We start from the raw sequence: 23,892 nt of genomic DNA, 5'->3' as shown, positions 1-23,892 counted from the left end.
TACAGATAGCCTTAGCAAATCCAACTCATATATCTGAAGTTGTGTAGTTCATCAACGGAAATTTAGACCACAATAATAGTCCGATTTATTCTGAAGGTTTTTTGTCCTAATTGAATTAGATAAGCCATAAGAGGAAAGGTTATGATAGTAGAGACAGTAGAAGGTCAAGTAGTACGGATTTGTCGGTTTAGCACGGTTCTGAGAGGGGGAGGAACACGATCTACCGCAAGAGAGGTTAATTCTTTCTTCAGAAAGATAAACACCTTGTTTGAAGAAAAAGGAATAATTGGAACGCACATTTTTAATAGGCTAAAATTATGCGTTCCAATTATTTTATATAAGTAGCCATGATTTAGATTCGTTATTGTCAGTTTTTCATTTTAATAATAATTATATAGTAAGTATAACTTTACCTTGAGCGTGACCTTCCAGGAAGTATCTGAATGCTTCAGATACTTCGCTTAACTTATACCGTTTATCAATTATTGGTTTTACTTTGCCAGTCTCAAGTAATTCTTTTACATACATTAGATCATTTTGGTTTGCTCTCTGTAAAAGGTTACTTATTTTCTTACTTCCAGTCATTGAAATAAAAGGTCCAAAAACTAAAGATCGAAACATTTGGGATTCGGCTCCACCTACGTGAACAAAATTCCCATTTGGTTTTAATACACGTTTATAAGCTGAAATGGAATTAGACCCGTTAACACCAAGAATCAAATCATAACGCTCCTTTGTTTGGGTGAAATCCACTTTTGTATAATCAATGATTTGGTCTGCACCTATTGAACGCACTATTTCTACATTTCTTGTACTGCATACACCTGTTACTTCAGCCCCGAATGATTTGGCTATTTGTACCGCGAAAGTACCGACGCCTCCAGATGCGCCATAAATTAATACCTTCTGTCCTGCCTTAATCATTCCTTTATCACGTAGTCCCTGTAAGGCTGTCACACTTCCCATAGGTGAGGCAGCAGCTTGCTCGAAAGGAGATGTTGGTTGGCTTTAAAGCTATAGCAAATTCCTGGACAGACACATATTCAGCAAAACCACCCCAGCCACTACTAGAGAGGTCACCGAATACCTCATCACCTGGTTGAAACTGCTTAACATTCTTGCCAACAGCTTCAACTACACCCGCTATGTCACCTCCCGGTATAGCGTATTTCGGTCTCAGTAGCCCGAAAGCAAAGCGAGCTAAGAACGGTTTGCCTTTCAAAAGAACCAAGTTACCAAAGTTCAAGGATGCTGCATGAACTTTTACCAGTACTTCATTCTCTAAAGGCAAAGGCTTTTCTATCTCTTTTAATTCAAGTACGTCAGGTGATCCATATTTGTGACAAACGATAGCTTTCATAAAACTCCCCCTAATTTCCTTAGATTTATTTGTATTACAAAGATATAAATGACCCAAAACGAGAGATAGTAAAGTGTTATTATTAATATGGAATTACAAGTTGAAAGATACTGAAATATTTTAGGTTGGAAGTATTTTGAATAATGGATAGTGAAATGTGTGTGGAGATTACACTTTAACTAACGGGCCATTTTGCAGGTTAGTATGATTAAGCATGAAACAAACCGACTAGGATTCCGTCTAATCCTAAAAGGGGGTGGGAACGATGAGAAGATTATTTATCGTTGTTTCTATAATTTTGATTTTCGGACTATTTGGCTGTGTAACAAATAACAACAATGAAGAAAATGTAAGTGGTAAACCGAAAATCGCCAATGAGTCTAAACAGGTGGATGATTTCAAAGTATCAATAAATGTTGAAAAAGACCTTAATGTATATGCCACAATTACTTATATAGGAGAAGCAGCCGAAAAAGATATATATCATGGTGGAAGTATTTTTTTCTTTAATGTTTATCAACAAAATGGTAGTTTTGAATATTTTGGTGCTATGAATCAACCATTATTAACAACAACACTGATTCGAAATGAGCCTCACAGAGTAAAATTTAAAGGGATAGAAAAACTTGAATTAAAGACGGGTACTTATGAATTTGAAGCTATCGCTAATATATCCTTGGATTCTGATGATGTATTAGGAACAAAAATTGAAATTCCTGTTTCTAAAATTGAGGAAGTTAAATAATTCCTTCTTCAACTAACAAGTGCTTTACTTGAAAATCGTTGAGCGACTTAGACGATTCTATTTTCTTGTTGAACTAAAGTAGCATGTTTATTTCAATAAAGTTACATTATGCTAAAATACAAGCGTTATATATTAGGTTTTGAAAGAAAGGAAAAACAGATGAAAAAGAAAATTTTATTTTTTGGAATTGGATTTTTATTTTTATTCGCAGGTGCGTTTGAGGTTACGAAATTAAGAACATTTCAATTACTTGGAGAGTTAACATACCAAGTTGAAACGGAAAAAAGGTCGTTGCTTTAACATTTGATGACGGTCCGACAAAGAACGTGGATCAAATTCTGCCTTTGTTAGATAAATACAAGTCAACAGTGAAAAACGAATTCTTTGCGTTGTAATTCAGAGGGAGATCTTTTAAACCTATTGGATTTCCATTTCGTTTAGATAGCCTATTTATCAGCATTGTCTAATCCACCATCCATGGATGAGTCTCACTCTTCGATCTTTCCTTATGAAAAATCCTTTTTATATTGGACGGCCATGTAAATTCCACTAGCTAAAAATGCCAATGTATATTTGAACAAGAAAAAGATGTTCCACATATATTCTTTTGGGAAAATTATGTCACATAGAACAATTACCAAGAGCATATAGTAACAGCTTTTCAAAAAGATTTTATTTGTCCGTTCGTCGTCTTGCCCAATCTTCTTATAACATACATAGGTAAAAATCGCACTACCCATAAGCAGTAAAAAACCAACTCCAATGAGAATATTCCAATTTCCCGTAGATTGTTCAGCCCAGGACTTTAAAGGGGAAAAAATCGCATTAGAGATATCTGTAGATTTAATTGTCAATTTAATCACTTCCTTTCAGATAAGTAAAAATATCGTTTACATCAACACTAAAAAAATCGGCAATTCGAAAAGCCAACAGCATAGTCGGAAGATAATTTCCTTTTTCCATCACGAAGATGGTTTGTTTGGAAACACCGACTTTCTCAGCTAATTCTTGCTGAGACATTCTGGCAAGTACACGATATTCATAAACCTTGTTAGATATCGAATCCCCAAAATCTTTCTTCATGACCATCACCTCTTGAATTGAATTATAAACTCGATTTTAATAAAAGTAAAGTAAACTTATACAAAATAGTTCAATACCTTTATTTTTGCTTGGATTACTTTGATTTAACAATAGCCAGACTGCAGAAAGAACCTGACGAAATTCATGATTCCGTCAGGTTCACATATCGATCTGGTGTAATTTATGGTTTTTTGGTGGTGCATTTTATGATATTTAGTGGTTCAAAAAACGTTTAGAGTGGTGCAATCATACTATCGAATAAATTAATGCCTATGAAACTTTCACTATATTTTTTTTATAAGTACTCAGAAGTGTAAAATGTTTGTCTTTGAGCTCTTCAACTTGTGGTGATACCTGATATCGAATGCGACAATGACACTATTGATATCGAATTGGAGTTAGTTTAGTGTTGGATGGTAGGTATGCGTTGCCAAAAGTTTGTGTTAAATTATTTGGCAATAAAGTAGAAGGTGGTATTAGATTGAGTAGAATGGAACGTAGGAATAAACAAGCACGATTAAGCAGAAGTAAAGAATGGTTTAAATCGAAAAAACTCATCAGTAGACTAGTAGTTGTCTTCATAGGTATTATCTTTTTTGGTCTATTGGCATTTACGATTTTAATAACGTTTAGCGATGTTAGTAAATTGGACATCGTTGAACCAAGACCTACATACATTTACGATATAAATGGCGAGGTAGCTAGTAAAGTGTCTAACTCGAAAATAGAAGGAGTGAGTTTGGATCAAATTCCAACAGAACTCATCGAAGCTTTCGTCGCTACAGAAGACCAACATTTTTATAAGCATAACGGAATTAATTACTTCGGTATTACTAAAGCATTCATGAAAAATCTAGTTAAAGGTGAAGTGGTTGCTGGTGGTAGTACAATTACTCAACAACTCTCGAAAAATGTATTTCTAACATCAGAAACTACTTATACGCGTAAATTCAAAGAACTTATATTCACAAAGAAGATAGAACGAACATACTCAAAAGATGAAATTATGGAACGCTATCTAAATCTAATCTATTTTGGGGAAGGCGCATGGGGCATTCAGAGAGCAGCACATGTCTATTTTGGTAAAGATGTGAGTGAACTAACATTAAACGAATCAGCTACACTAGCTGGACTAGTCAAAGCTCCGTCTAACTTATCGCCCTATAAAAACATGGAAAAAGCGCTTGACCGAAGAAATATCGTGCTGTCGTTAATGAAGAGCGAAGGCTACATCAGTCAGCAGGATTTGGATAAAAACCTTGATCAACCGATCGTATTAACGGATAAAGAGACGATAGATTATAAAGGGAAATATCCGTATTATGTGGACTATCTTATCGAGGAAGCAGTAAATATGTACGGTTTGACTGAGAATGAAGTGTTGTCTGGGGGACTTCACATTTATACCGAACTTAATCCTGTTATTCAGGACGCTACGGAAGAGGTCTATCAAAATGAAGACAATTTTCCAGATAGTAAGCCCGATCAACTTATTCAAAGTGGGTCCGTATTTCTTAATCCTAAAACGGGTGGGATTAGCGCGTTAGTTGGAGGAAGAGGAGACTATACGTACAAACGTTTTAATAATGCGACAAATTTAGTAAGGCAACCCGGATCAGCGTTAAAACCGCTTGCTGTTTACACTGCTGCATTGGAGCAGGGGTATGACTTTGACGATATGCTAGTTGATGAACCAATCAATATAGATGGCTACCAACCACAAAACATTGATAAACGATACCGTGGACAAGTGACACTCTATGATGCACTAATTAACTCTTATAACATACCTCCAGTTTGGCTATTAAATGAAATCGGAATTGAAAAAGGTTTTAGTACAGTTGAACGGTTTGGTATTCCTTTAGAAAAAGAAGATCATAATCTCGGGCTAGCATTGGGTGGCTTGCACCAAGGAACGTCACCCTTGTTAATGGCCCAGGCTTTTTCCGCATTTCCTAACGATGGAGTAATGATGCAAGCTCATGCTATATCAGAAATAAAGGATGCAGAAGGAAAAATAATTGGTAAGTGGAGTGACAAGTCTTCGCAGGTTACAGAACCGGAAGTTGCTCAAAAGATGACGTATATGCTAAAAGGTGTTGTGGATAACGGAACAGCTAGAAATGCACAGATACCCGGAATAGACGTAGCTGGAAAAACCGGTACTACACAACTACCTTTCCCTGGTGTAGCTGGTTCAAAAGATCACTGGTTTGTTGGATATACGCCAGATCTCGTTGGTGCGACTTGGTTAGGCTATGATAAAACGGATCAAGCCCATTACTTGACGGCAACAAGTGGTGTCACGGTGACAACAATCTTTCAACAAATAGTATCTAAATCCATAAGTGAATTGCCTAACAAGGAATTTAATTTACCATTGGTTGAAAAGAAGAAAAAGAAACAAAGTAAAAGGAAAGAAAACGGGCAGAAGAAAGATAAAGAAAACAAAAAGGATAAAGAGGATAAGAAAGATAAGGGGAAGGACAGAGATAAAGAACATAAAAAGGATATGGAGGACAAAAGAAACAAGGACAAAGACAAAGACAAAGACAAAGACAAAGACAAAGACAAAGACAAAGACAAAGACAGAGACAGAGGCAGAGACAAAAAGGATAAAGATAATGAGTGAGACATGATTATTTGAATGTATGAACTGTTTGACTTCTTGTTTAGGGGAATATTGCATCAACCAAAAAATTCTATGATTAAAGAAACAAAGGTAGCGAGTTGCTTGAAAAAATCTCGTTCGATGCAGGAATGGAAGTGCACACAAGGCGTCAACTTGTCCGTGGGATATGGCGAGGAACACACTGAGCGAAGAGTATCTGGATATAGATGCTTTTTACCAGGTGACGAAGTTGTTGGAGGCTATTTTTAGTCGACAAAGAGCTTCGGAATATTGTATGGCAGAGTATGGGCTAGATGATAAAACCTAATCAAGGACCCAGCTGTATCAAGTTGAACGGATAACAATCATTAAAGGGGAGATGCATTATGCACGTTATTGATAAGTTATTGAAAGAATATAATCTTGTCCATAAAAAAGAAGATCTATTGAAAATCACAGCTTCATCTATTGGAATGGTTAAAGAACTAGTAGACGAGGCGGATATTCCAATAGGGCATTCTAAATTTGGTGGTTTACCCGATTTACCTGCTCACTTTTCATTTCCCAAATACCATAATGGATATCTATCATTTTTAGCACAATTGAATCTAAGAGAAGCTAGCCCTTTTGATAAGGAAAACCTACTTCCGAAAACAGGAATTCTCTATTTCTTTTATGATGTAGTAGATCAACCTTGGGGATTTGATAAAGAAGATAAGAATTGTTTCAAAGTTCTTTATTTCGATGGAGATGTAAAAGAGTTAACACGCACACCATATCCCGAAAAGACAGAAGATTATTTCCAATTGCCTGTATTTAAAGCAATGTTTAATGAATTATTATCCTTTCCGGAAGAGTTTTCGGGGATAGTATTGAACGAAGAGGAATTAGATAACTACTTTGATTTCAGAGGGAGTATGATGCAACAAGTAGAAAGGTACAGTGGATCAATTGCTTCTCCAATGCACTATATGTTTGGAGAACCTTTTGCCATACAGAATAACGTGTTTGAAGAAATTATTTATTATGATAACGATGAGAAAATAGATTGGAACTCGAAGGAAATCAAACAGAAACGTAATGAAATGGTTTTATTGTTTCAAATGGATAGTGATGATGATTTAGATGTCATGTGGGGCGATGTTGGGATTCTTTACTTTTGTATCGATAAAAACGACCTTCAGAGTAAACAGTTTGATAAAGCGAAGTTTACTCTTCAATGTCATTGAGTAGAGGGCACTACCCTTCACATAATATCAAAGTAAAAAGGATTGCCTAGTATCCTGTCTTGAACTGAGCCTCGAATAGTGGACACTTTAAAAAAAGTGACCCATTCGAGGTTTTCTGTTTTAAATTTTCGGATACGCTTTTTCAGTCAAAACATCCATGTGGACGCCAGACACTAACGTTCATACTTCCTTTCTCAAAAAGTAAACAAAGCCAGTTCCTAAAAAAAGCACAAAACTCCCCAAAATTACGGTGAATAATGTGATAGGAGAAACATTTAATGCACCAAAACTTTCAACTGAATTGGACATCATCATCTCAAATGGTTGTGCCCATGGATAGTATGGAGCGAACCTTTCTGAGTTGACAATCAACATATTCGGTATCGTAAAAATCACATTGACTGCAAGTGGTGCGGCGAAGCTCGACCATGCAACAGATACAAACATTTGTAAAGCGATTAACGGTAAGCAGGCAATCCATCCTCCGATGACACTTGTGGAAATGGTGCCCCAAGGAATGTCAGCCGGGAATCCTTTTATCCATCCTATGAGGAAAAGACCCATAATAAATAAGATTTGTGTGGCCGCAATTAGAAGGCTAACAATAAGGATTTTCACGAGATACACATTTTTTCTAGAAACCGGAAGTGAAAGAAGTTGCTTCCACCCACCTCCAACATGCTCATATCGACAAACAAAACTTGAAAAGATCCCAGTTAATAACGGTAAAAAAAGAATGGCGTGACTAATTGTCATCATACCAAGCGTTGCGATCCATTGGTGTTGTTTGGAATCTGGAATTTCACTTAATTCACTCAGCCCAAGCAACAACGATAAAATCGGACTCACGAAAATGAGCATCCATATCGAGGATTTTCGTAACTTTAGAAACTCAGATTGAAATAATTTTCCCATTTATTTCACGTCCTTTCGATTAAAGTCTAGGAGACTTATGAAATAAAGTAGAATTCCCGTTCCAAGGCCAGCAAAAACCGAGTACATTGGTTTTTCCCATTCATTCATTAACAACGGCCATTTCCATGGAACCCAGTCGGCAAAGTTCATTGAATACATAGAGATGATTGCACCGAGAATTCCAAATGTTAATGGAATGGCTTGATTTTTCAATGTAATCGCCAACCAAATTTGCAAGATGATAAAAGGTAAAGCAGCAAGACATGGGAAGAAACACATTTTGAGTAAATAGAGATAAGGTATATCCGTGCCGAATTTTAATGCAATGCCAAGTACAATCGTACCAACCGCTAAGAAGAAACAAGAAATCAAGAGGAGGAAAATGGACAGAAGCACTTTACCTGTAAATACTTGAGTTTTTGAAATGGGCAATGCCAAGAGTTGCTTCCAAGCATTTGTCTGATGCTCAATATTGGCAATCATTGATGTCAATATCGTTAAGCCGATGAGAATCGTGATGATAGATAACATAGAAACCTCACCAATTAGCCCCACCCATAAATCATCCTTGTAAACTTCTGTGAGCCAATCATACCGTATTCCAAAATTGACGGCTTCCAGGCCAATGACCCCCATTGGTCCAAGAAGTACGAGAAATAGGATCATTTTTCGCTTGATTTTAAGAAACTCAGAGGCCATTATCCGCGTCATCACAAACTGCCCTCCTGTCCGGTTAATTCTAAAAAGATTTCTTCCAATGATTTTTTCTCTTCTTCTACTCTGTAAATTGAATAATCGTTTTGAACGAGGGATTTCACAATTTTAGCGACTTTTTCATCTGAACCATTTTCAATTGAAAGCTGATTGTGAACGAGATCCGTAGTATACCCATGTGTCAATAATGTCTTCCAAGCGGATTCCGCGTCATTTATTGTTAACTTAATCTTGCTCGTAGACTGCTCTCTTAGTTTCGAAATGGAATCTTGAAAAATCATTTGGCCTTTTGAAATAATGCCTACTTGTGTCGCCATTTGGTCGATTTCTGAAAGTAAGTGGCTCGATAGGACAATCGTAATCCCGTGATCCTTTGGCATACTTTTAATAAGTTCACGAATCTCAATAATTCCCGATGGATCCAGTCCGTTCGTTGGCTCGTCCAAAATGAGCAGTTCAGGATTCCCAAGTAAAGCAGTCGCAATGCCAAGCCGTTGCTTCATGCCTAAAGAGAACCCTTTTACAGGTCGTTTCGCATCCTTTGTCAGACGGACGATTGAAAGGACTTCATCAATTCTAGATTTTGGCACGTCCAATAACAGGCGCACCGTTTCTAAATTTTCACGGGCGGATAAATGCCCATAATAAGAAGGATATTCGACCAGTGATCCAACCTTTTTTAAGATGGAGAGTTTTTCTTTTTTAACATCCTTGCCGAAAATATGGATTGAGCCTTTTGTCGGTCGAGCAAGCCCGAGAAGCATTCGAATGGTCGTCGTTTTTCCGGCACCATTCGGCCCTAAAAAACCATAAATCTCACCCTTTTTCACTTTCAAATCTACATCATTAACAACTCTTGTCGAGCCAAACTTTTTCGTCAGCTTCTTCGTTTCAATAATAAAATCATTCATTTCTCTCACCTCATTTACAGCTTACCGTGTGAAGGTTAAAGTGAGGGGGTGATCAAGTTTAAATTTCGTTTAAAATGAAGAAGAATATTTTGATAAGCTAATTTATGATTATACAAATACTTTTAAATGGAGGTAACCAATGAAGATAGATAGGTTACTAACAATGACCATGATGTTGATTAATCGTAAAAAAGTAAAAGCGCAAGAATTTGCTGAGTTCTTTAATGTGTCTGTTCGTACTGTTTATAGGGATATTGATACACTCAGCAATGCAGGAATTCCCGTTATTAGTTATCAAGGTGCAAATGGTGGAATTGGTCTGCTTGAAGGCTACAGAATAGATAAGCAAATTCTTACGGAGGAAGAGATCACATCCATCTCGATTGCTTTAAAAAGCATACTTACTTCCCATGAAGACCTTTCCGCTAAAGCGGTATTAGAAAAATTAGAAGGACTTGCGGAAAAGAAGGGACAGCAAGCTTTCGACTATCTATTCGTAGATGACAGTCCGTGGGGTCAAAACGCTCGTTTGAAAGAAAAGGTAACATTGCTAAAAAACGCGATTACGACAACAATTTGTGTCCGTTTTTCTTATTCAAGTAGTGAGGGGAACGTCACATTCCGCTCCATAGAGCCACATACGCTCATCCAAAAAGGGAGGATTTGGTATGTGTATGGATATTGCCTTCTCAGGAACACGTTCCGACTATTTAAGTTAGCGAGGATAAAGGATCTTGAGATGTGTAATACATCTTTTATTCGTAAAGAAGTGAATAATGATGAACTTCCCTGGGATAAGGCATGGTATGCACCGAGCAAGGTGGTCACGTTAAGAATGGCATTTCATCCAGACTATCGCTTAAAAATTGAAGAGCTATTTGGTTTGGATTCGATAGAGGCCAATCAATCCATTGTGAAGATAGAAATACCAGAAGATGAATGGTTATACGGGTTTATCTTAAGTTTTGCTGATAAAGTGGAGGTGCTTGAGCCTGCTCATATAAGAGAAAAGATTCAACAAAAGGTAAGACACATCATTGATGTATACGAAAAAACAATTAAACCAATATGACATACTGCTGTCAAGTTTAGGTTGATATAGTTGAAACAAACCTAAAAAGGCGGGGAGAAAAAGATGATGAATCCAGTAATAAAAAAGAAAGACCGGTTTACTATTATAGGTATTTCAGTAAAGACGACAAACGCTAATGAAATGACAGCAGGTGCGAAAATTGCGGGATTATGGGAACGGTATTATGGACAAAAATTATTTAATGAGATTCCCAATCCTATCAATACATTTGTAACTTATGGCCTGTATTCAGACTATATAGATGGTGTGAATGGAGAATATAGTATAACTGCTGGATTAGAAGTAAGTGACCATAGCGAGATCCAAGAAGATTACGTTGTTAAAACAATACCAGCTGCAACATATCTGGTATTTACGTCTGAAGAAGGACCGATTTCAGAAATCGTAATTAAACTATGGCAAGATATTTGGAACTGGTTTGAACAAGAGGAAGTGGAGCGGACGTATACGGGTGATTTTGAGGTATATGATGAAAGATGCCAGAACCCACAAAATGCACAGGTGGACATTTACATAGCCATTAAAGCATAAAAAAATTTAAAAAGCTTGTAACCTTTCCAAACAATAAGGAAATGGATACAAGCTTTATTTCATTTTAAATCTGTTGAATAGTCATAATTGTACCGTGTTCGCTTGTTTCAATATTCCAGTCCAACTGCATGTCCTTCAGCATAAGTGAAACGATAGAGAGTCCTATGCCAACACCTTTATGACTCGACCTCTCTCCCATTCCAGGCCCATGATCTTCAATCACAATTGTTTCATTTTCAATTCGAACTGCTACAAACTGTCCGCTTTTTGCGTGACGGTAAATATTTTGAAACAGGTTATCCAAAACACGGTGGACCCACTGAGGATCGACATCCCACATCAACCGTTTATCCGGAATCGTTAACTCAATATCAAACTGAAGATTTTCAAAGGTAGGATACCAGGCCGCAAATGAATTTCGAACGAGTCGAACCATATCTACATTTTCTGGATAGTACGGATACTTTCCCGTTGTCAACAACGTGTACGAGAGTAGATTTTCAATAAGCTCGCCCATATAACCTACTTTTTCATCAATGAAGTCAAGAGACTCCTGTCCCTTTGTACTGAGTGGTTCTTTCTTTAAACGATAAGCGTGCCCACGTATTGTTGTAAGGGGGGTACGTAAATCATGCGATAGATTCGCAATGAGTTCTTTTCTAAGCTCTTCTTCCTCCATCTCACGTATTCTACTCATTTCTAGTTCTTGAACCATCCGATTGAAGGAGTGTTCAAGACGGCCGATTTCGTCTTGTTTGGACACTTCAATAGTCGTTGGAATTCCATTCGCTTCAGGCGTTGCCATCACTTCTTGCAAATGAAGTAGTCTTTTTCGAATCCGATAAAAAAAGAGCGTAGAAATTAATATAAATAGAGCAAATATAAACAAAAGAGCCACTGGGAAAAAATAATTATATTTTGCTCTTAATTTGTCATTTGGACTCACCATATCCGGACGTGGGATTTGTAACACCATAAAGCCTTCTTGTTGTTCATGCCCAATAAAGGCGACAACGGTAAATGGATCGACTGTATATCCACGATTATTTTTCATGAAATGAATGGAATCAGATGCTGTCCATGTGTCGGGTACTGAAATCGATTCAGGAAACTTATCTTTTGTCTGCCCTCTATCATCAACCCAATACATAGATGCTTCTTGATAAACATGTTTCAAGCTTGATAATTTTTGATGGATTTGCTGTTCAGAAGCACCTGATAATCCTTTGGCTGTTTCATTCCACATTCCTTCTAAATCCGTTCCATTATAGTAGCGTACTGAGGATTCAGCTTGTTCGATACTATTATAAAAAATAATCGATAAAACAGGCATGGAAAAAGGGAGTATCATCATCGCAACCAAAATGATTAACAAATACTGCGCCAATAATGACTTTCGCAGTTTTTTCATTGTTTCACCCTATAGCCGAGGCCACGAATTGTTTCGATAATTTTAGGTGAACTTGGCTCTTCTTCAATTTTTTCTCTCAAATAACGAATATGGACCATCAAGGTCTTATCCCCTTCAAGATAAAATTCTCCCCATACAGCCTCGTAAAGCTGTTCTTTTGTCAAAATTTGATTTGGATGTTCCAATAAATACATGAAAATTTGACGCTGTTTGGCCGTCAACAAAACTTCTTCACCGTTATCTTTTAAAATTCGGTTTTCCATTATGTTAACCGTTAAATGACCAATCTGAATCTCTTCAGGTAACGCCTGTCGATTCCTTCTTAGTAACACTTCAATTCTTGCAGCAAGCTCTTCAGGATGAAACGGTTTAGTCACATAGTCATCTGCGAACTGTAGCCCTTGTAACTTATCATCCACAGCGGTCCGAGCGGACAACATCAGAATTGGAATCTCGGGATGATTGCTTTTCAATCGCAGTCCTACCGTAAACCCATCTAGCCCAGGAAGCATCACGTCTAAAATGACTAAGTCCGTATTACCAAACGCTTCTTCCATCCCATCCCCGGAAGTAAGCCAGCGTACCAAATAACCACGCTGCTCCAAGTCCTCTTTAACAATGCTACCAATTTCTATATCATCTTCAATATATAATATTTCCTTCACTACCATTCCCCACCTTTATCAATGTAAGAGGTCCGAAAAACTTTCTAATGTGACTACTCATCTTTACTATATCCTATCATAATGGGATTCTCGTCTATGTATAAAGCATTGGATTTTCCGAGGTTATCGATAGCCTTCAAATCGACGGATTGTTCCAGGGGGGTAATCATTTGAGCGGTTGAAGAGGAAGTAAAGAATGGAAGTAACTGTGTGATTCGCCCTTCCTTAGTTTACTTCAATAAAGGGCTAATAATATATGTGACATATGAAAAGGGAACACCTCAAATATAAACCAATCTAGAAAAAAGAATTATTCGAACATTCATGCGTGTTGAGTTGGTAACTGTGGTAAAATTCTGTTAATTAATAAAGTTACTATTGAACTACGACAATTGACTTAGGTAGCACTATATTGCAAATGGGAATTATAGGGTGATGGTTCTTGTGAAAAGTGGCGGATTAAATTGATTATCTATAACGAACCATCGTCTCGTTTTTTAGAACATATTCTGGATAATGAAATTGGTTATGTACTACAGAACAACGTAAAGAACCTCATGAATAAATCCATTTCCGCCAGTGAACTAAGGTCATGGGAAAATCCCCTTCCACAAATAGCTTGATGGAAGGGGATTTATGATAGATTAATGGATGTTGTTAAGTGAATGATGCTCAAATAATTACTATAGAACCCCACGCTATAAAAATTTCCCGATGAAGAAGCAAAAAATGCAGTGGAACAAGCACTGGATGCTGGCTATCGTTTGATTGATACTGTAAAAAATATTTCACTATATATTGCTATTAAATAGAGCTTAATTTCAAGTACTGTGCGCATACTATTCAGTAATTACAATACAATTCTATAATAATAGAAAGTAAATCAACACCTCTGTGATAGTAGAAGGGTAGAACTCATTAATTGACGTTTTCCTTGATTCACTTTAATATATAACATATCAAAATAAATTGATTTTTAGGAGAGTTTAGGTATGATAAAACCACTGGATGTTTGCGATACAACTTTACTTGACTATGAAAAGAAATTTAAGGCTTTGTCTGATCGCAACAGGCTCTATATAATGCGTATCTTATCAACTGAAGGAAAAACGTGCGTTTGCGACCTGAGTGAACTACTTGAATTGACTCAATCCAAATTATCTTACCATCTAAAAATTCTATTAGATGCTAACTTTATTTCTGTTGAGAGAGTTGGGAAGTGGAATTATTATTCAGCTAATCCAACTGAGATAAAGAAGATTTTATCTCCGGATCTTTGTTGTCTATTTTATCATGAATAATTTTTTGACCAATACATCAAAAAAAATTGATGTATTGGTCGACCAAACCAATTTTGTCATACTCGGTAGACCGAGTAGCTACTAAAGAAAGTAGCTCGGAATTTGAAATCATTCTTGAAGCTATGTCAATTCAATTAAACGAATGAAATAAATAGAGTGCAAAGTAGAAATAACTTCGACTCGTTTTAATCTAAAGGAGGAATGAACATGAAAAGTCAAACTGCATGTTGCTCAACTGATAACTTTCCTGTTCAAATAAAAAGTAAGAAAAAAGAGTTCCCTTCACTACCGGTTGCTGTCATTGGAGCTGGACCAATCGGATTAGCAGCTGCTGCGCACCTAGCCAACGCCGGAGAGAAATTCATCGTTTTGGAAGCTGGGCCAAGCGTAGGACATCATGTCCTAGAATGGGGCCACGTCCAGTTGTTTTCGCCATGGCAATATAATATTGATAAGGCAGCCAGAGTACTCCTTGATAAGCAAGGGTGGGATGCTCCCTTCAATGATGAGCTGCCCACTGGCAAAGAGTTGGTGGAAAATTACCTACTACAAGTAGCTGAATTACCACAAATTAAACCTTCAATCCAGCTGAATACTAAGGTGATTTCCATAAGTAAAAAAGGGCTTGATAAGATGAAGTCAACCAATAGGGAGAACGTTCCTTTTGTGTTATATGTTAATAATCAAGGGGTAATGGAGCAGATTGAAGCGAAAGCGGTAATTGATGCGACCGGAACATGGGGGCAACCGAATTCCGTGAATTCTGCTGGTGTCTGGACTGAAGTAGAAAAGTCTCTTGAAAACCAAATACATTATGGTATTCCAAACATGAACAGTAAAGAGCGTGAAAGATTCATCGGAAAAAAAATTGCAGTCATCGGTGGCGGTCATTCAGCAATCAATACGATTCTGGAGCTTTCCAAGCTGAATGAAGAACGTTCAGATTTAAAAATTACGTGGATTCTTCGCAAAAAAAATGTGGAAGAAGCATACGGTGGCAAAGAGAAAGATGCACTGCAGGCACGTGGTGAACTTGGAACAAGGATTCATCAATTAGTGAATTCAGGCAAGGTTCAGGTGTACACGCCTTTTAGAATCTACAATGTAGAGAAAAAAGAGGGGTCAATGAAGCTGAATGGAGAATTAGAAGGTGAAAGTTATTCGATAGAAGGACTGGATGAGCTGATCGTCAATACGGGTAGCCGACCAGACTTTTCTTACCTAAGTGAAGTAAGACTAGCTATTGATGCAGCAACAGAAAGTGTTGGAGCACTTGCTCCACTCATTGATCCGAATCTTCACAGCTGTGGGACCGTCCGTCCTCATGGTGAAGAGGAGTTGAGACAACCGGAGAAGAACTTTTACATCGTCGGTATGAAGAGTTATGGACGCGCTCCTACCTTCCTAATGGCGACGGGGTATGAACAAGTGCGCTCAGTTGTGGCCTATCTGACAGGTGATTTTGAAGCCGCGAAGAACGTGGAACTGGACTTGCCGGAGACCGGGGTATGCAGTATAAACCTGGCGACGAACATAACAGATGAATCTTGTTGCAACGCCACAACCGACTGCTGTTAAAAGAGTGAGCTATCGATGACCATAAACCATGGAGGTAACTTGACGGAAGAATACTTTCGCGCATATGTATCACTGGTCATGAATTCAAGAAACTATACCTTGGAAAAAGAAAAGCACTTTATGGTAGAAAGTTTTTTAACAGGAAACCCAACTACATATGGTCCAATAACTGGTGCAAGTTATATTAATGCCGTAAAAGTTTTGAGTTTAGATTGATGCTAGTCGTTGATGTTGGCTGCCTGTGCACCACGCAATTATTCAAGTATTCCTATGAAAATACCTTTGTGTTTTTTTGGGAATGTCTGTCATATTGGAAGTACCCCTTGTTATGTTTTTTTGTTTTGTAAGTACTTAACAACTAAAGCATAATCCAAGGGGTATTTTTGGTCTTTTCACTAGAATTGGCTAGTTATTTTTTTGTTCATGCAAAAAATGGTTTTACAAATTAGAATATTCCGGTTATGTTGTACTTATATTAAATGTACGTACATTCTGCATCTTAGAACAACGTATTCATTGGGAAATTTGGAAGTGGGGGAGGACTGGGGTTTGTGAAAAATATAGCCATTTTAGGTAGTAGCGGAGGGAATCTATATAATTTAGGGGGGAAATACCCGAATAAATTAATAATAGATATTTTAACACAGTGTGATACTGCGGGTATTAATGTTAGCGCAATACAGTTTGTCGGTGCAGAAGTATCAATGGATGCGGCTAAAAATACTACTAAAGCATCCTTGTATACTCTTGAAGAAGGAAAACCTAAGATAATTTACAATGGGTCATTAAAAGATACTAATCAAGAGGCAACTAAGATGGACTTAGAAATAGCCGGGCAAATTAGGAATGGTGGTATAGACGGATTAATACTAATGAGTATTGATACTGAAAATGCAAATAAAAATGCAATTAATGCTGCGGTAGAAATGAAGATTCCTATTGTGGGAACTGGAGGAACCGCAATGGCGAATGTTAACTCCAAAGGGGCAAATGTGATATCTACATCTGGCACTACAGGCACAACTAACAGGACTAGGGCAATATCGTTCGTTTTTTCATTATCCAAACATTGGGGTATTAAGTTTCGTCCTACATTTGGGAAAAGTAATGAAAATAACAATGAGCAGGCAGGAGGTAATCCATTAAGAAGAATCAATATTCGTGGAATCATGATATCTTCTATTCCCGCTTTTATCTCAATGGCTTTAATTCTTGCCTTAAGTAAGATTCCGATATTATCCGGATTAGGTGATGTTTTTGATATTTTAATACAGGCACTTCCGGTAGTTCTAGCGGCCATAGCTGCAAAGCAAGTCTCAGATCTTGATGAAGTGTCGATTATTGCAGGAATAATAGCTGGTGTACTTTCGATTGATGGAGGTATTATTGGGGGGATTTTGGGAGGTATAGGAGCAGGGCTATTAGTACAGTTTTTATTTATGAAATGTGTACAATGGCGTTTTCCAATGACTACAGTTAATATAGTCGCTGGTGGGTTTTCAGGTATAATATCTGGCTTGGTAGTTTACTATATTTTAGGACCTTTGGCTTTGGCCGCGGGAGACTATATCAAGCTGTTAATAGAGCTAACGATAGCATTTAATCCTATACTTGCTGGAGCAATTGCGGGATTATTGATATGGCCTGCAATATTAGCCGGGGTATATCATGCCGCAATTTTGCCGATTGTATTATTAGAGATGGAGCAAGCGGGCGTTAGTTTCTTAGGTGCCGTTGATATGGTTGCCCTGGTTATGGTAGCGGCTGGTATTAATCTCGCGAATATTCTTTTCCCTAGGAATAAAAGCGAAGCAGCTATTGCAACACCAGGTTTAATGATAAATCTAGGTTTTGGAACTTTCGTTGAATCTGCCTATCCATTTATGTTTTCAAGTAAAGTAGTTTTTGTAGGGGCAATTTTGTCCGGTGGGATTGGTGGAATGATTGTAGGTATGTTTGACATTAGAGGAACGGCTTACTTACCATCTTTTGTAGCTCCATTTGCTTCAACGAATTCCTTTGGATTAATTACTGCTATGTCGGCGTCATTATTTTGTGCATTTATAATCACAACTTTTGCGAACAAATTATTAAAAACAAAAAAAGCGTAAGGAGTTTATCTTATAGGAGGAATTTAGAAGAAGATTAGAGGAGATATGAATCAAAAAAACATGCTATGTTAAAGGTATGGAACGCAATAGTGGAACATGGTGGTCAAACATTGTTGAGTACTGGAATTACTGGTGATGATGCTCGTTTGGCGAAGGCAGTTGTAGATTCTGGAGTAAAACTTCTCGAACCAAACCATCCGGCAGTTGCACTTGCCCGAGGGCATAAAGGTGTGACTACAATGCATGAATCAGAAAATATTAGACACGGGATTGAATTGAAGGAAATGGCGAAAGTGGTTAAAGGGGTTAGAAATACGGTAGGTAACGATCCCTTCATTACTATTGGAATTCCCGGAGGATTCCCGGAGCTAATACTTGTGGAATTAGAAGATGAAGACTTTAAATTAATGTCAGTTAATGGTGCAGATGGTCTACACGCTCGTAAGTCTAATCTTGAAAACCTTAAAGAGATAGTTAAGAAAGTACATAAATTTGGTTTGACTGTTGATGCATATATAGGTCATCCAGATGATTTATACACTTTTGGAATTCCAACTAAAACACGACGGTTGGCAAAAGCATTTAGTGTATCACCTGCACCCCATTTACCGTCATCGAAGGTGGCAAAACGGGACGAAATGAACCTTGCCCACGTGGCGGCGGGAAGAAAGATAAGAAGTGTTGTGGGAAATAACACTAGACTATATGAGGTTTCTACTAAATATAACGAACACCCATTTTGAATAGATATTGATCAAAAAAGGTGTCTTATTGAATTTTAGCGCTACAAGAACGACGGTAAAGGGGGTAGGCATGATAAAATAGAATAAGAATTACTTTAAAGGAGTAAGATTTATGAATAAACCATTATTTGATATTCCATCGAGCACATATTCATTATTAAGTGCGACAGAACGTTTTTTACTTGAATATATACATCAAAACATCGATGAAATTGCGACGATGTCTATTGTTACACTTAGCGAACGGGCTACAGTTTCCACAGCTACTATTGTAAGGTTAATGAAGAAAATTGGTTATGAAGGCTATACGTCTTTTAAGTATAGATTAATGCAAAATAAAAAGATGGTTGATTATGATGATCAGCTCCATGATATCGATGTGGATATCAAGAAAGCGATTAAGAAAAATGAAGAAGAGGTTTTCAGAACAATTCAGCTTCTAAGTATTGGTCAAATAGAGGATACTGTGCAAAAGATGCATGATGCAGAAAAAATTTATATTTTTGGCCGCGGTTTCTCGGAAATGATTGCTAACGAAATGATGATAAAACTTCAGCTAACGGACAAGGCCTGTGAGAATCACGATGATCCGAATATTATTCGAATCAAATCTCAAAAGGTAAAGACGAATGAACTTGCGATTTTCATTTCATTAAGTGGGGAAACTACAGAACTGGTTGAAGCATGTCAAAATTTAAGGATGAGACAAGTAACGACTATTTCCCTGACAACAAGTCTCGATTCATCCCTGAGTAAGCTATCTGATATAACGCTACTAGGTTATAAAAGTGACCAATCGCTATTCCCTGAATATGAGGTGAGATCCCGATTATCATTAAATGTAATCGCGAGGATTCTGCTGGATGCTTATGTGATAAGAACGAATAGCTAAATTCAAGGCTTTCCAACGTACTCGGGTTGGAGAGTTTTTTTGCAGGAAATTATAAAATACTTGACTTGTGAGGAACTTTTGATATAGATATTTCAATTCTTAACTCCAGCGCCTAGCCCCCGAGTCGCTTCAGGCTTGCTGGGGCTAGGCGCTTGCACTTTTGTTTTTTCGTAAAGACTTTTACATATTCTGAAAACATTTTCATAATGGAGTATGGGATACTTGTTTCAACAACAACAGAAGGAAGGTGAAACCGTGATATACACATGTACCTTGAATACTGCGATTGATTTATATGTCGAGCTTGAAGAGCTAATACCGGATAGTGTAAACCGTACGTTCGACGAAGATTACCAACCAAATGGAAAAGGTGTCAACGTATCAATCATGCTTAAGCGATTGGGGATTGAAAGTGTAGCGTTAGGATTTATTGCTGGATTTACTGGTAAATACATCGAGGATTCTCTTCGTGAAATGGATATTCAAACTGATTTTGTTGAAGTGGATGGCATTACACGTGTGAATGTGTTTATAAACTCAACTGAAGAATATAAAATAGTAAATCAAGGACCAGTCATTCAGCTAGCGGAGCAGAAGCTTCTATTGAATAAAATTAAGGAGATACCTACAGGAAGTATGCTTGTTTTGTCAGGCAGCTTACCGAAAGGTGTACCTGATTCAATCATCGTTGACATCGCCAAAACTTGTCAAACACAAGGTATCCAATTAGTTCTTGATACAAGTGTAGATACGGTTGCTGACACATTAATATATAGACCTTTTTTATTGAAACCAAATGAAGAAGAAGTTGCTGACATTTTGAAAAAAAAGAAACCGCTTTCAGAAGAGGGACTAATCGAATGTGGGAATGAGCTCTTACAGCGAGGGGCGCAACAAGTAATTATATCAAGGGGAAAGAACGGTGCGCTTTACTTTTCGCAGGATGATTTATTGAAAGTCACATCTCCGCAAGGAAAAGTTGTGAATACGGCTTGTTCAGGGGATTCGATGCTTGCGACGTTTATTGGTAAGCGATTGCAAGATAGGACGATTGGAGATGCACTTTCACAAGCGGTTGCAGTAGGAGCTTCGACGGCATTTTCTAAAGGACTTAGTGATTTAAAAGATATACCTGATCTTCTCAAACAAGTAACCATTACAAATTATAAGGGGTGAATAATATGACGCGTAAGAAAATAGTTGCCGCCACTGGTTGTCCAACAGGCATTGCCCATACATTCATGGCGGCTGAAGCATTAAAAATTGCAGCTAAAAAAATGGGTGTTGATATTAAAATTGAAACCCATGGCCAAGTTGGAATTGAGAACAATTTAACAGAGGAAGATATTCGCGAAGCTGATGGTGTTATCGTTGCAGCGGATAAAAACGTTGATACAGACCGTTTCCACGGCAAGCGGCTAATCGAAGTTCCAGTTGCCCAAGGGATACGAAAACCAGAAGAGTTAATTACTAAAATTGTAAATGAAGAAGCGCCTATACATTATGTTAGCGGTGCTGATATGGGTGGATATGGGTCCTCGTCAGTAAGGAAATCTTCAGCTACTGGGTCAAGAGGAAGCGGTAAATGGGTGCATTCAATTTATAAGGATCTTATGAATGGTGTGTCTTATATGCTACCGTTCGTTGTAGGCGGTGGCGTGTTAATAGCACTATCATTCTTGTTCGGGATTTATTCGGCAGATCCGGATCACGAGCAGTATAATGAATTCGCTGCATTTTTAAAGAAAATCGGTGGATTGAGCTTCAGTTTAATGGTACCAATTCTTGCTGCATTTATCGCTGAGTCAATCGCGAAACGTCCTGGTATGGTGGTTGGTTTTATAGGAGGACTACTGGCGGACCAAGCTGGGGCGGGTTTCCTTGGTGGAATTATTGCCGGTTTTATAGCGGGATATACAATTATCCTCCTACAAAGACTATTAAAGCGCATGCCGAAATCGCTTGACGGATTAAAGTCAATCTTCTTGTATCCGGTACTTGGTATTTTTCTGATTGGTATTGTCATGACACCACTACTTATACCGGTTGCCGGTTTAAATGAAGGAATGACAAACTTCCTTGCATCTGTTCAATCATCGAATCCACTTATTCTTGGTATTATAGTAGGAGCTATGTCTGGGTTTGACATGGGTGGACCCTTTAACAAAGCAGCCTATCTAACAGGTACCGCACTGCTTGCGGAAGGAAATCTTTACTTCATGGCTGGTGTATCAGCAGCCTGTATTGCACCGCCACTTATTATTGCCTTTGCAACTGTATTTTTCCGTAAATACTTTACAAAAGAAGAACAAAATGCGGGTGCAGTTAACTTTATTCTTGGATCAACTCATATCACAGAAGGAGCGATTCCCTTTGCAGCTAAAAATCCGCTCGTGGTTATTCCAATTATTATGCTTGGATCATCGATTGCAGCTGTATTGACGTATACGTTCGGCGTGCAAGTCCCTGCGCCACACGGAGGATTCCTAGTGCTTCCCGTTGTAACAGGCGCTATCCAATGGGTATTCTCCATCTTGGTGGGTTCACTTGTCGGTGCAGTACTTTATGGATTATATCGTAAAAAATTAGCTGGAAATAAACCAGTAGAGGAGTGATTCATCATGAATAATTTGATTCAACCATCATTCATTCAATTAAACGTGAATGCAACATCCCAGTCAGAAGTTTTTAAAACGATAGCAGATGTTGCTGTCCAAAATGGAATTGCTACATCAGCACAAGAAGTGGTAGAAGGGTTACATGTCCGTGAACAGCAAAGTACAACTGGATTCCAAGACGGATTTGCAATTCCTCACACACATGCGGAAGCGATAGTAAAGCCTGCAATCGTCATTGTCCGTACTGAAAATGGAGTTGAGTGGGAATCATTTGACGATCAACCAGCGTTCTTTTTCCTATCACTTCTTATACCGAAAACGGCAGCGGGCACAACGCATTTGAAAGCTTTAGCTTCTTTATCACGTATGCTTATGAATGAGGATAAACGACAGGGATTGTTGGATGCAAAAACAAATGAGTCTCTTGCTGAACTAATTGGAAATACACTTACGGAAAGCGGGGGAAATTAATAATGGCACTTATATCTACCACACCAATGCTTGAGAAAGCAAAACAAGATAAGCACGGAATTGTTGCATTTAATGTACACTCATTCGATAGCATTTTTTGGGTGCTTGAGGCAGCGGCCGAACTGAAATCTCCAGTGATTTTGCAAACGACAGTGGGCACGGTCACATCTCTAGGTGCAGAAAATATTGTTGCGGTCGCAAAAGCGGCTTCTGAGTATTATAATATTCCTACAGGTTTACATTTGGACCATTGCACAAATTTCGAAGTGATCAAAGAAGCGATTCGCGCAGGTTATACATCAGTTATGATAGACGCATCTATGCATCCATTCGAAGTGAATGTCGCAGAAACAAAAAAGGTAATGGATCTTGCGAAATCACTTGGAGTGAATGTGGAAGCTGAACTTGGAAAAGTAGGCGGCGTGGAAGATGACATTGTTGTTGCGGAAGAAGATGCAGAAAAAGCAGTTCCTGAAGAGTGCAAACAATTTATTGAACTGACTGGCGTACCTACGTTAGCACCAGCGATCGGCACAGCTCATGGTATTTACAAAGGTAAACCTAAGATTGATTTTGATCGTATCGCCAAGATTGCAGAACTTGTGGATGTCCCGCTTGTGCTGCATGGTGGCTCAGCAATTCCTGAAGAAGAGGTTCGTCACTGTGTATCTTTAGGAATGGCAAAAGTAAATGTATCGACAGAATTAAAAAATGCTTATTCAGAGGCAATTCGTCAACATTTCCTTGATGATCCAGATGCGCTAGACCCACGTGCATATTTACAAAAAGCAAAAGAAGCTGCAAAAGAAATGGCGAAATCCAAAATTAGAATGGTAGGAAGCGAAGGAAAAGTCGTTCCCGCATTCGTATAAGAATCATTAAACAGACCTTCTCCCATCTTATTAGAGAA

General features: G+C 38.0%; 22 protein-coding genes and 2 pseudogenes. 16 read left to right on the top strand and 8 right to left on the bottom strand.

Annotated elements, in window-relative coordinates:
• Positions 1-390 precede the first annotated feature (390 nt).
• Positions 391-1,360 (bottom strand): annotated as a pseudogene (locus tag ACGLYD_RS11915) (NAD(P)-dependent alcohol dehydrogenase).
• A gap of 265 nt (positions 1,361-1,625) precedes the next feature.
• Between ACGLYD_RS11915 and ACGLYD_RS11910 the strand changes: the two are divergent.
• The gene (locus ACGLYD_RS11910; RefSeq protein ID WP_187045335.1) at positions 1,626-2,105 is read left to right on the top strand and encodes a hypothetical protein; all 480 of its coding nucleotides are present in this window, start codon (positions 1,626-1,628) and stop codon (positions 2,103-2,105) included.
• A gap of 159 nt (positions 2,106-2,264) precedes the next feature.
• Positions 2,265-2,497 (top strand): annotated as a pseudogene (locus ACGLYD_RS11905) (polysaccharide deacetylase family protein); the annotation flags it as partial.
• 114 nt (positions 2,498-2,611) lie between these two features.
• Here the strand turns inward: ACGLYD_RS11905 and ACGLYD_RS11900 are convergent.
• Together ACGLYD_RS11900 and ACGLYD_RS11895 are read right to left on the bottom strand one after the other, a co-directional pair.
• Complete coding sequence (locus tag ACGLYD_RS11900; protein WP_399628062.1) at positions 2,612-2,959, bottom strand: DUF2178 domain-containing protein; 348 nt, start codon at positions 2,957-2,959, stop codon at positions 2,612-2,614.
• 1 nt (position 2,960) lies between these two features.
• Positions 2,961-3,188: a helix-turn-helix transcriptional regulator gene (locus ACGLYD_RS11895; RefSeq protein WP_187045333.1), complete on the bottom strand. Its 228-nt coding sequence runs from the start codon at positions 3,186-3,188 to the stop codon at positions 2,961-2,963.
• A gap of 490 nt (positions 3,189-3,678) precedes the next feature.
• On the opposite strand from ACGLYD_RS11895, the gene ACGLYD_RS11890 reads away from it, so the two are divergent.
• Both ACGLYD_RS11890 and ACGLYD_RS11885 read left to right on the top strand, forming a co-directional pair.
• On the top strand, positions 3,679-5,820 hold the full coding sequence (locus ACGLYD_RS11890; RefSeq protein ID WP_399633208.1) for a transglycosylase domain-containing protein: 2,142 nt from the start codon (positions 3,679-3,681) through the stop codon (positions 5,818-5,820).
• Positions 5,821-6,185: 365 nt separating this feature from the next.
• A complete protein-coding gene (locus ACGLYD_RS11885) occupies positions 6,186-7,028 on the top strand; it encodes a YwqG family protein (RefSeq protein WP_338655943.1) in 843 nt (280 codons plus the stop codon).
• 180 nt (positions 7,029-7,208) lie between these two features.
• Here the strand turns inward: ACGLYD_RS11885 and ACGLYD_RS11880 are convergent, their stop codons facing one another.
• The 3 genes from ACGLYD_RS11880 to ACGLYD_RS11870 are packed head-to-tail and all read right to left on the bottom strand — an operon-like array spanning position 7,209 to position 9,568.
• Positions 7,209-7,943: an ABC transporter permease gene (locus ACGLYD_RS11880; RefSeq protein ID WP_399628058.1), complete on the bottom strand. Its 735-nt coding sequence runs from the start codon at positions 7,941-7,943 to the stop codon at positions 7,209-7,211.
• Positions 7,944-8,654, bottom strand: coding sequence for an ABC transporter permease (locus ACGLYD_RS11875; protein WP_067210967.1), 711 nt, complete (start codon positions 8,652-8,654; stop codon positions 7,944-7,946). It lies immediately after the preceding gene.
• A complete protein-coding gene (locus tag ACGLYD_RS11870) occupies positions 8,654-9,568 on the bottom strand; it encodes an ABC transporter ATP-binding protein (protein WP_187045330.1) in 915 nt (304 codons plus the stop codon). The genes ACGLYD_RS11875 and ACGLYD_RS11870 overlap by 1 nt, the downstream gene beginning before the upstream one ends.
• 139 nt (positions 9,569-9,707) lie before the next feature.
• On the opposite strand from ACGLYD_RS11870, the gene ACGLYD_RS11865 reads away from it, so the two are divergent.
• Positions 9,708-10,640: a YafY family protein gene (locus tag ACGLYD_RS11865; RefSeq protein WP_187045329.1), complete on the top strand. Its 933-nt coding sequence runs from the start codon at positions 9,708-9,710 to the stop codon at positions 10,638-10,640.
• A gap of 63 nt (positions 10,641-10,703) precedes the next feature.
• Entirely contained in the window at positions 10,704-11,192 is a 489-nt protein-coding gene (locus ACGLYD_RS11860; RefSeq protein WP_067210960.1) for a GyrI-like domain-containing protein, read from the top strand.
• Between the two features lie 64 nt (positions 11,193-11,256).
• Here the strand turns inward: ACGLYD_RS11860 and ACGLYD_RS11855 are convergent, their stop codons facing one another.
• The gene (locus ACGLYD_RS11855) at positions 11,257-12,603 is read right to left on the bottom strand and encodes a histidine kinase dimerization/phospho-acceptor domain-containing protein (RefSeq protein ID WP_399628054.1); all 1,347 of its coding nucleotides are present in this window, start codon (positions 12,601-12,603) and stop codon (positions 11,257-11,259) included.
• On the bottom strand, positions 12,600-13,274 hold the full coding sequence (locus tag ACGLYD_RS11850) for a response regulator transcription factor (protein WP_399628051.1): 675 nt from the start codon (positions 13,272-13,274) through the stop codon (positions 12,600-12,602). Before ACGLYD_RS11850 ends, ACGLYD_RS11855 begins: the two co-directional genes overlap by 4 nt.
• Positions 13,275-14,260: 986 nt before the next feature.
• Between ACGLYD_RS11850 and ACGLYD_RS11845 the strand changes: the two genes are divergently transcribed.
• From ACGLYD_RS11845 to ACGLYD_RS11800, 10 genes are all read left to right on the top strand, one after another.
• Positions 14,261-14,569, top strand: a complete 309-nt coding sequence (locus ACGLYD_RS11845; protein WP_399628048.1) for an ArsR/SmtB family transcription factor — start codon at positions 14,261-14,263, stop codon at positions 14,567-14,569.
• A 207-nt stretch (positions 14,570-14,776) separates the two neighbouring features.
• The gene (locus ACGLYD_RS11840; protein WP_354312524.1) at positions 14,777-16,147 is read left to right on the top strand and encodes an NAD(P)-binding domain-containing protein; all 1,371 of its coding nucleotides are present in this window, start codon (positions 14,777-14,779) and stop codon (positions 16,145-16,147) included.
• A gap of 15 nt (positions 16,148-16,162) precedes the next feature.
• The gene (locus ACGLYD_RS11835) at positions 16,163-16,363 is read left to right on the top strand and encodes a hypothetical protein (protein WP_354312526.1); all 201 of its coding nucleotides are present in this window, start codon (positions 16,163-16,165) and stop codon (positions 16,361-16,363) included.
• 335 nt (positions 16,364-16,698) lie between these two features.
• Entirely contained in the window at positions 16,699-18,258 is a 1,560-nt protein-coding gene (locus ACGLYD_RS11830; protein WP_399628044.1) for a PTS sugar transporter, read from the top strand.
• A 113-nt stretch (positions 18,259-18,371) separates the two neighbouring features.
• On the top strand, positions 18,372-19,001 hold the full coding sequence (locus ACGLYD_RS11825) for a hypothetical protein (protein WP_399628041.1): 630 nt from the start codon (positions 18,372-18,374) through the stop codon (positions 18,999-19,001).
• A 112-nt stretch (positions 19,002-19,113) separates the two neighbouring features.
• The gene (locus tag ACGLYD_RS11820; RefSeq protein ID WP_187045320.1) at positions 19,114-19,893 is read left to right on the top strand and encodes a MurR/RpiR family transcriptional regulator; all 780 of its coding nucleotides are present in this window, start codon (positions 19,114-19,116) and stop codon (positions 19,891-19,893) included.
• Positions 19,894-20,148: 255 nt separating this feature from the next.
• Positions 20,149-21,069 (top strand): 1-phosphofructokinase, encoded by a 921-nt coding sequence (gene pfkB, locus ACGLYD_RS11815; protein ID WP_187047933.1) that lies wholly within the window; start codon positions 20,149-20,151, stop codon positions 21,067-21,069.
• Positions 21,070-21,074: 5 nt separating this feature from the next.
• Positions 21,075-22,508: a PTS fructose transporter subunit IIC gene (locus tag ACGLYD_RS11810; protein ID WP_187045319.1), complete on the top strand. Its 1,434-nt coding sequence runs from the start codon at positions 21,075-21,077 to the stop codon at positions 22,506-22,508.
• Positions 22,509-22,514: 6 nt separating this feature from the next.
• Positions 22,515-22,982 (top strand): PTS sugar transporter subunit IIA, encoded by a 468-nt coding sequence (locus ACGLYD_RS11805; RefSeq protein WP_255428465.1) that lies wholly within the window; start codon positions 22,515-22,517, stop codon positions 22,980-22,982.
• Between the two features lie 2 nt (positions 22,983-22,984).
• Entirely contained in the window at positions 22,985-23,854 is an 870-nt protein-coding gene (locus tag ACGLYD_RS11800; protein WP_187045318.1) for a class II fructose-bisphosphate aldolase, read from the top strand.
• The last annotated feature ends 38 nt before the right edge of the window (positions 23,855-23,892 follow it).

This window comes from Sporosarcina sp. SG10008, assembly GCF_044569405.1.
Taxonomy (GTDB): domain Bacteria; phylum Bacillota; class Bacilli; order Bacillales_A; family Planococcaceae; genus Sporosarcina; species Sporosarcina psychrophila.
Note: the sequence above shows the minus strand (reverse complement) of the source record. Positions and strands in the feature narration are given on the sequence as shown.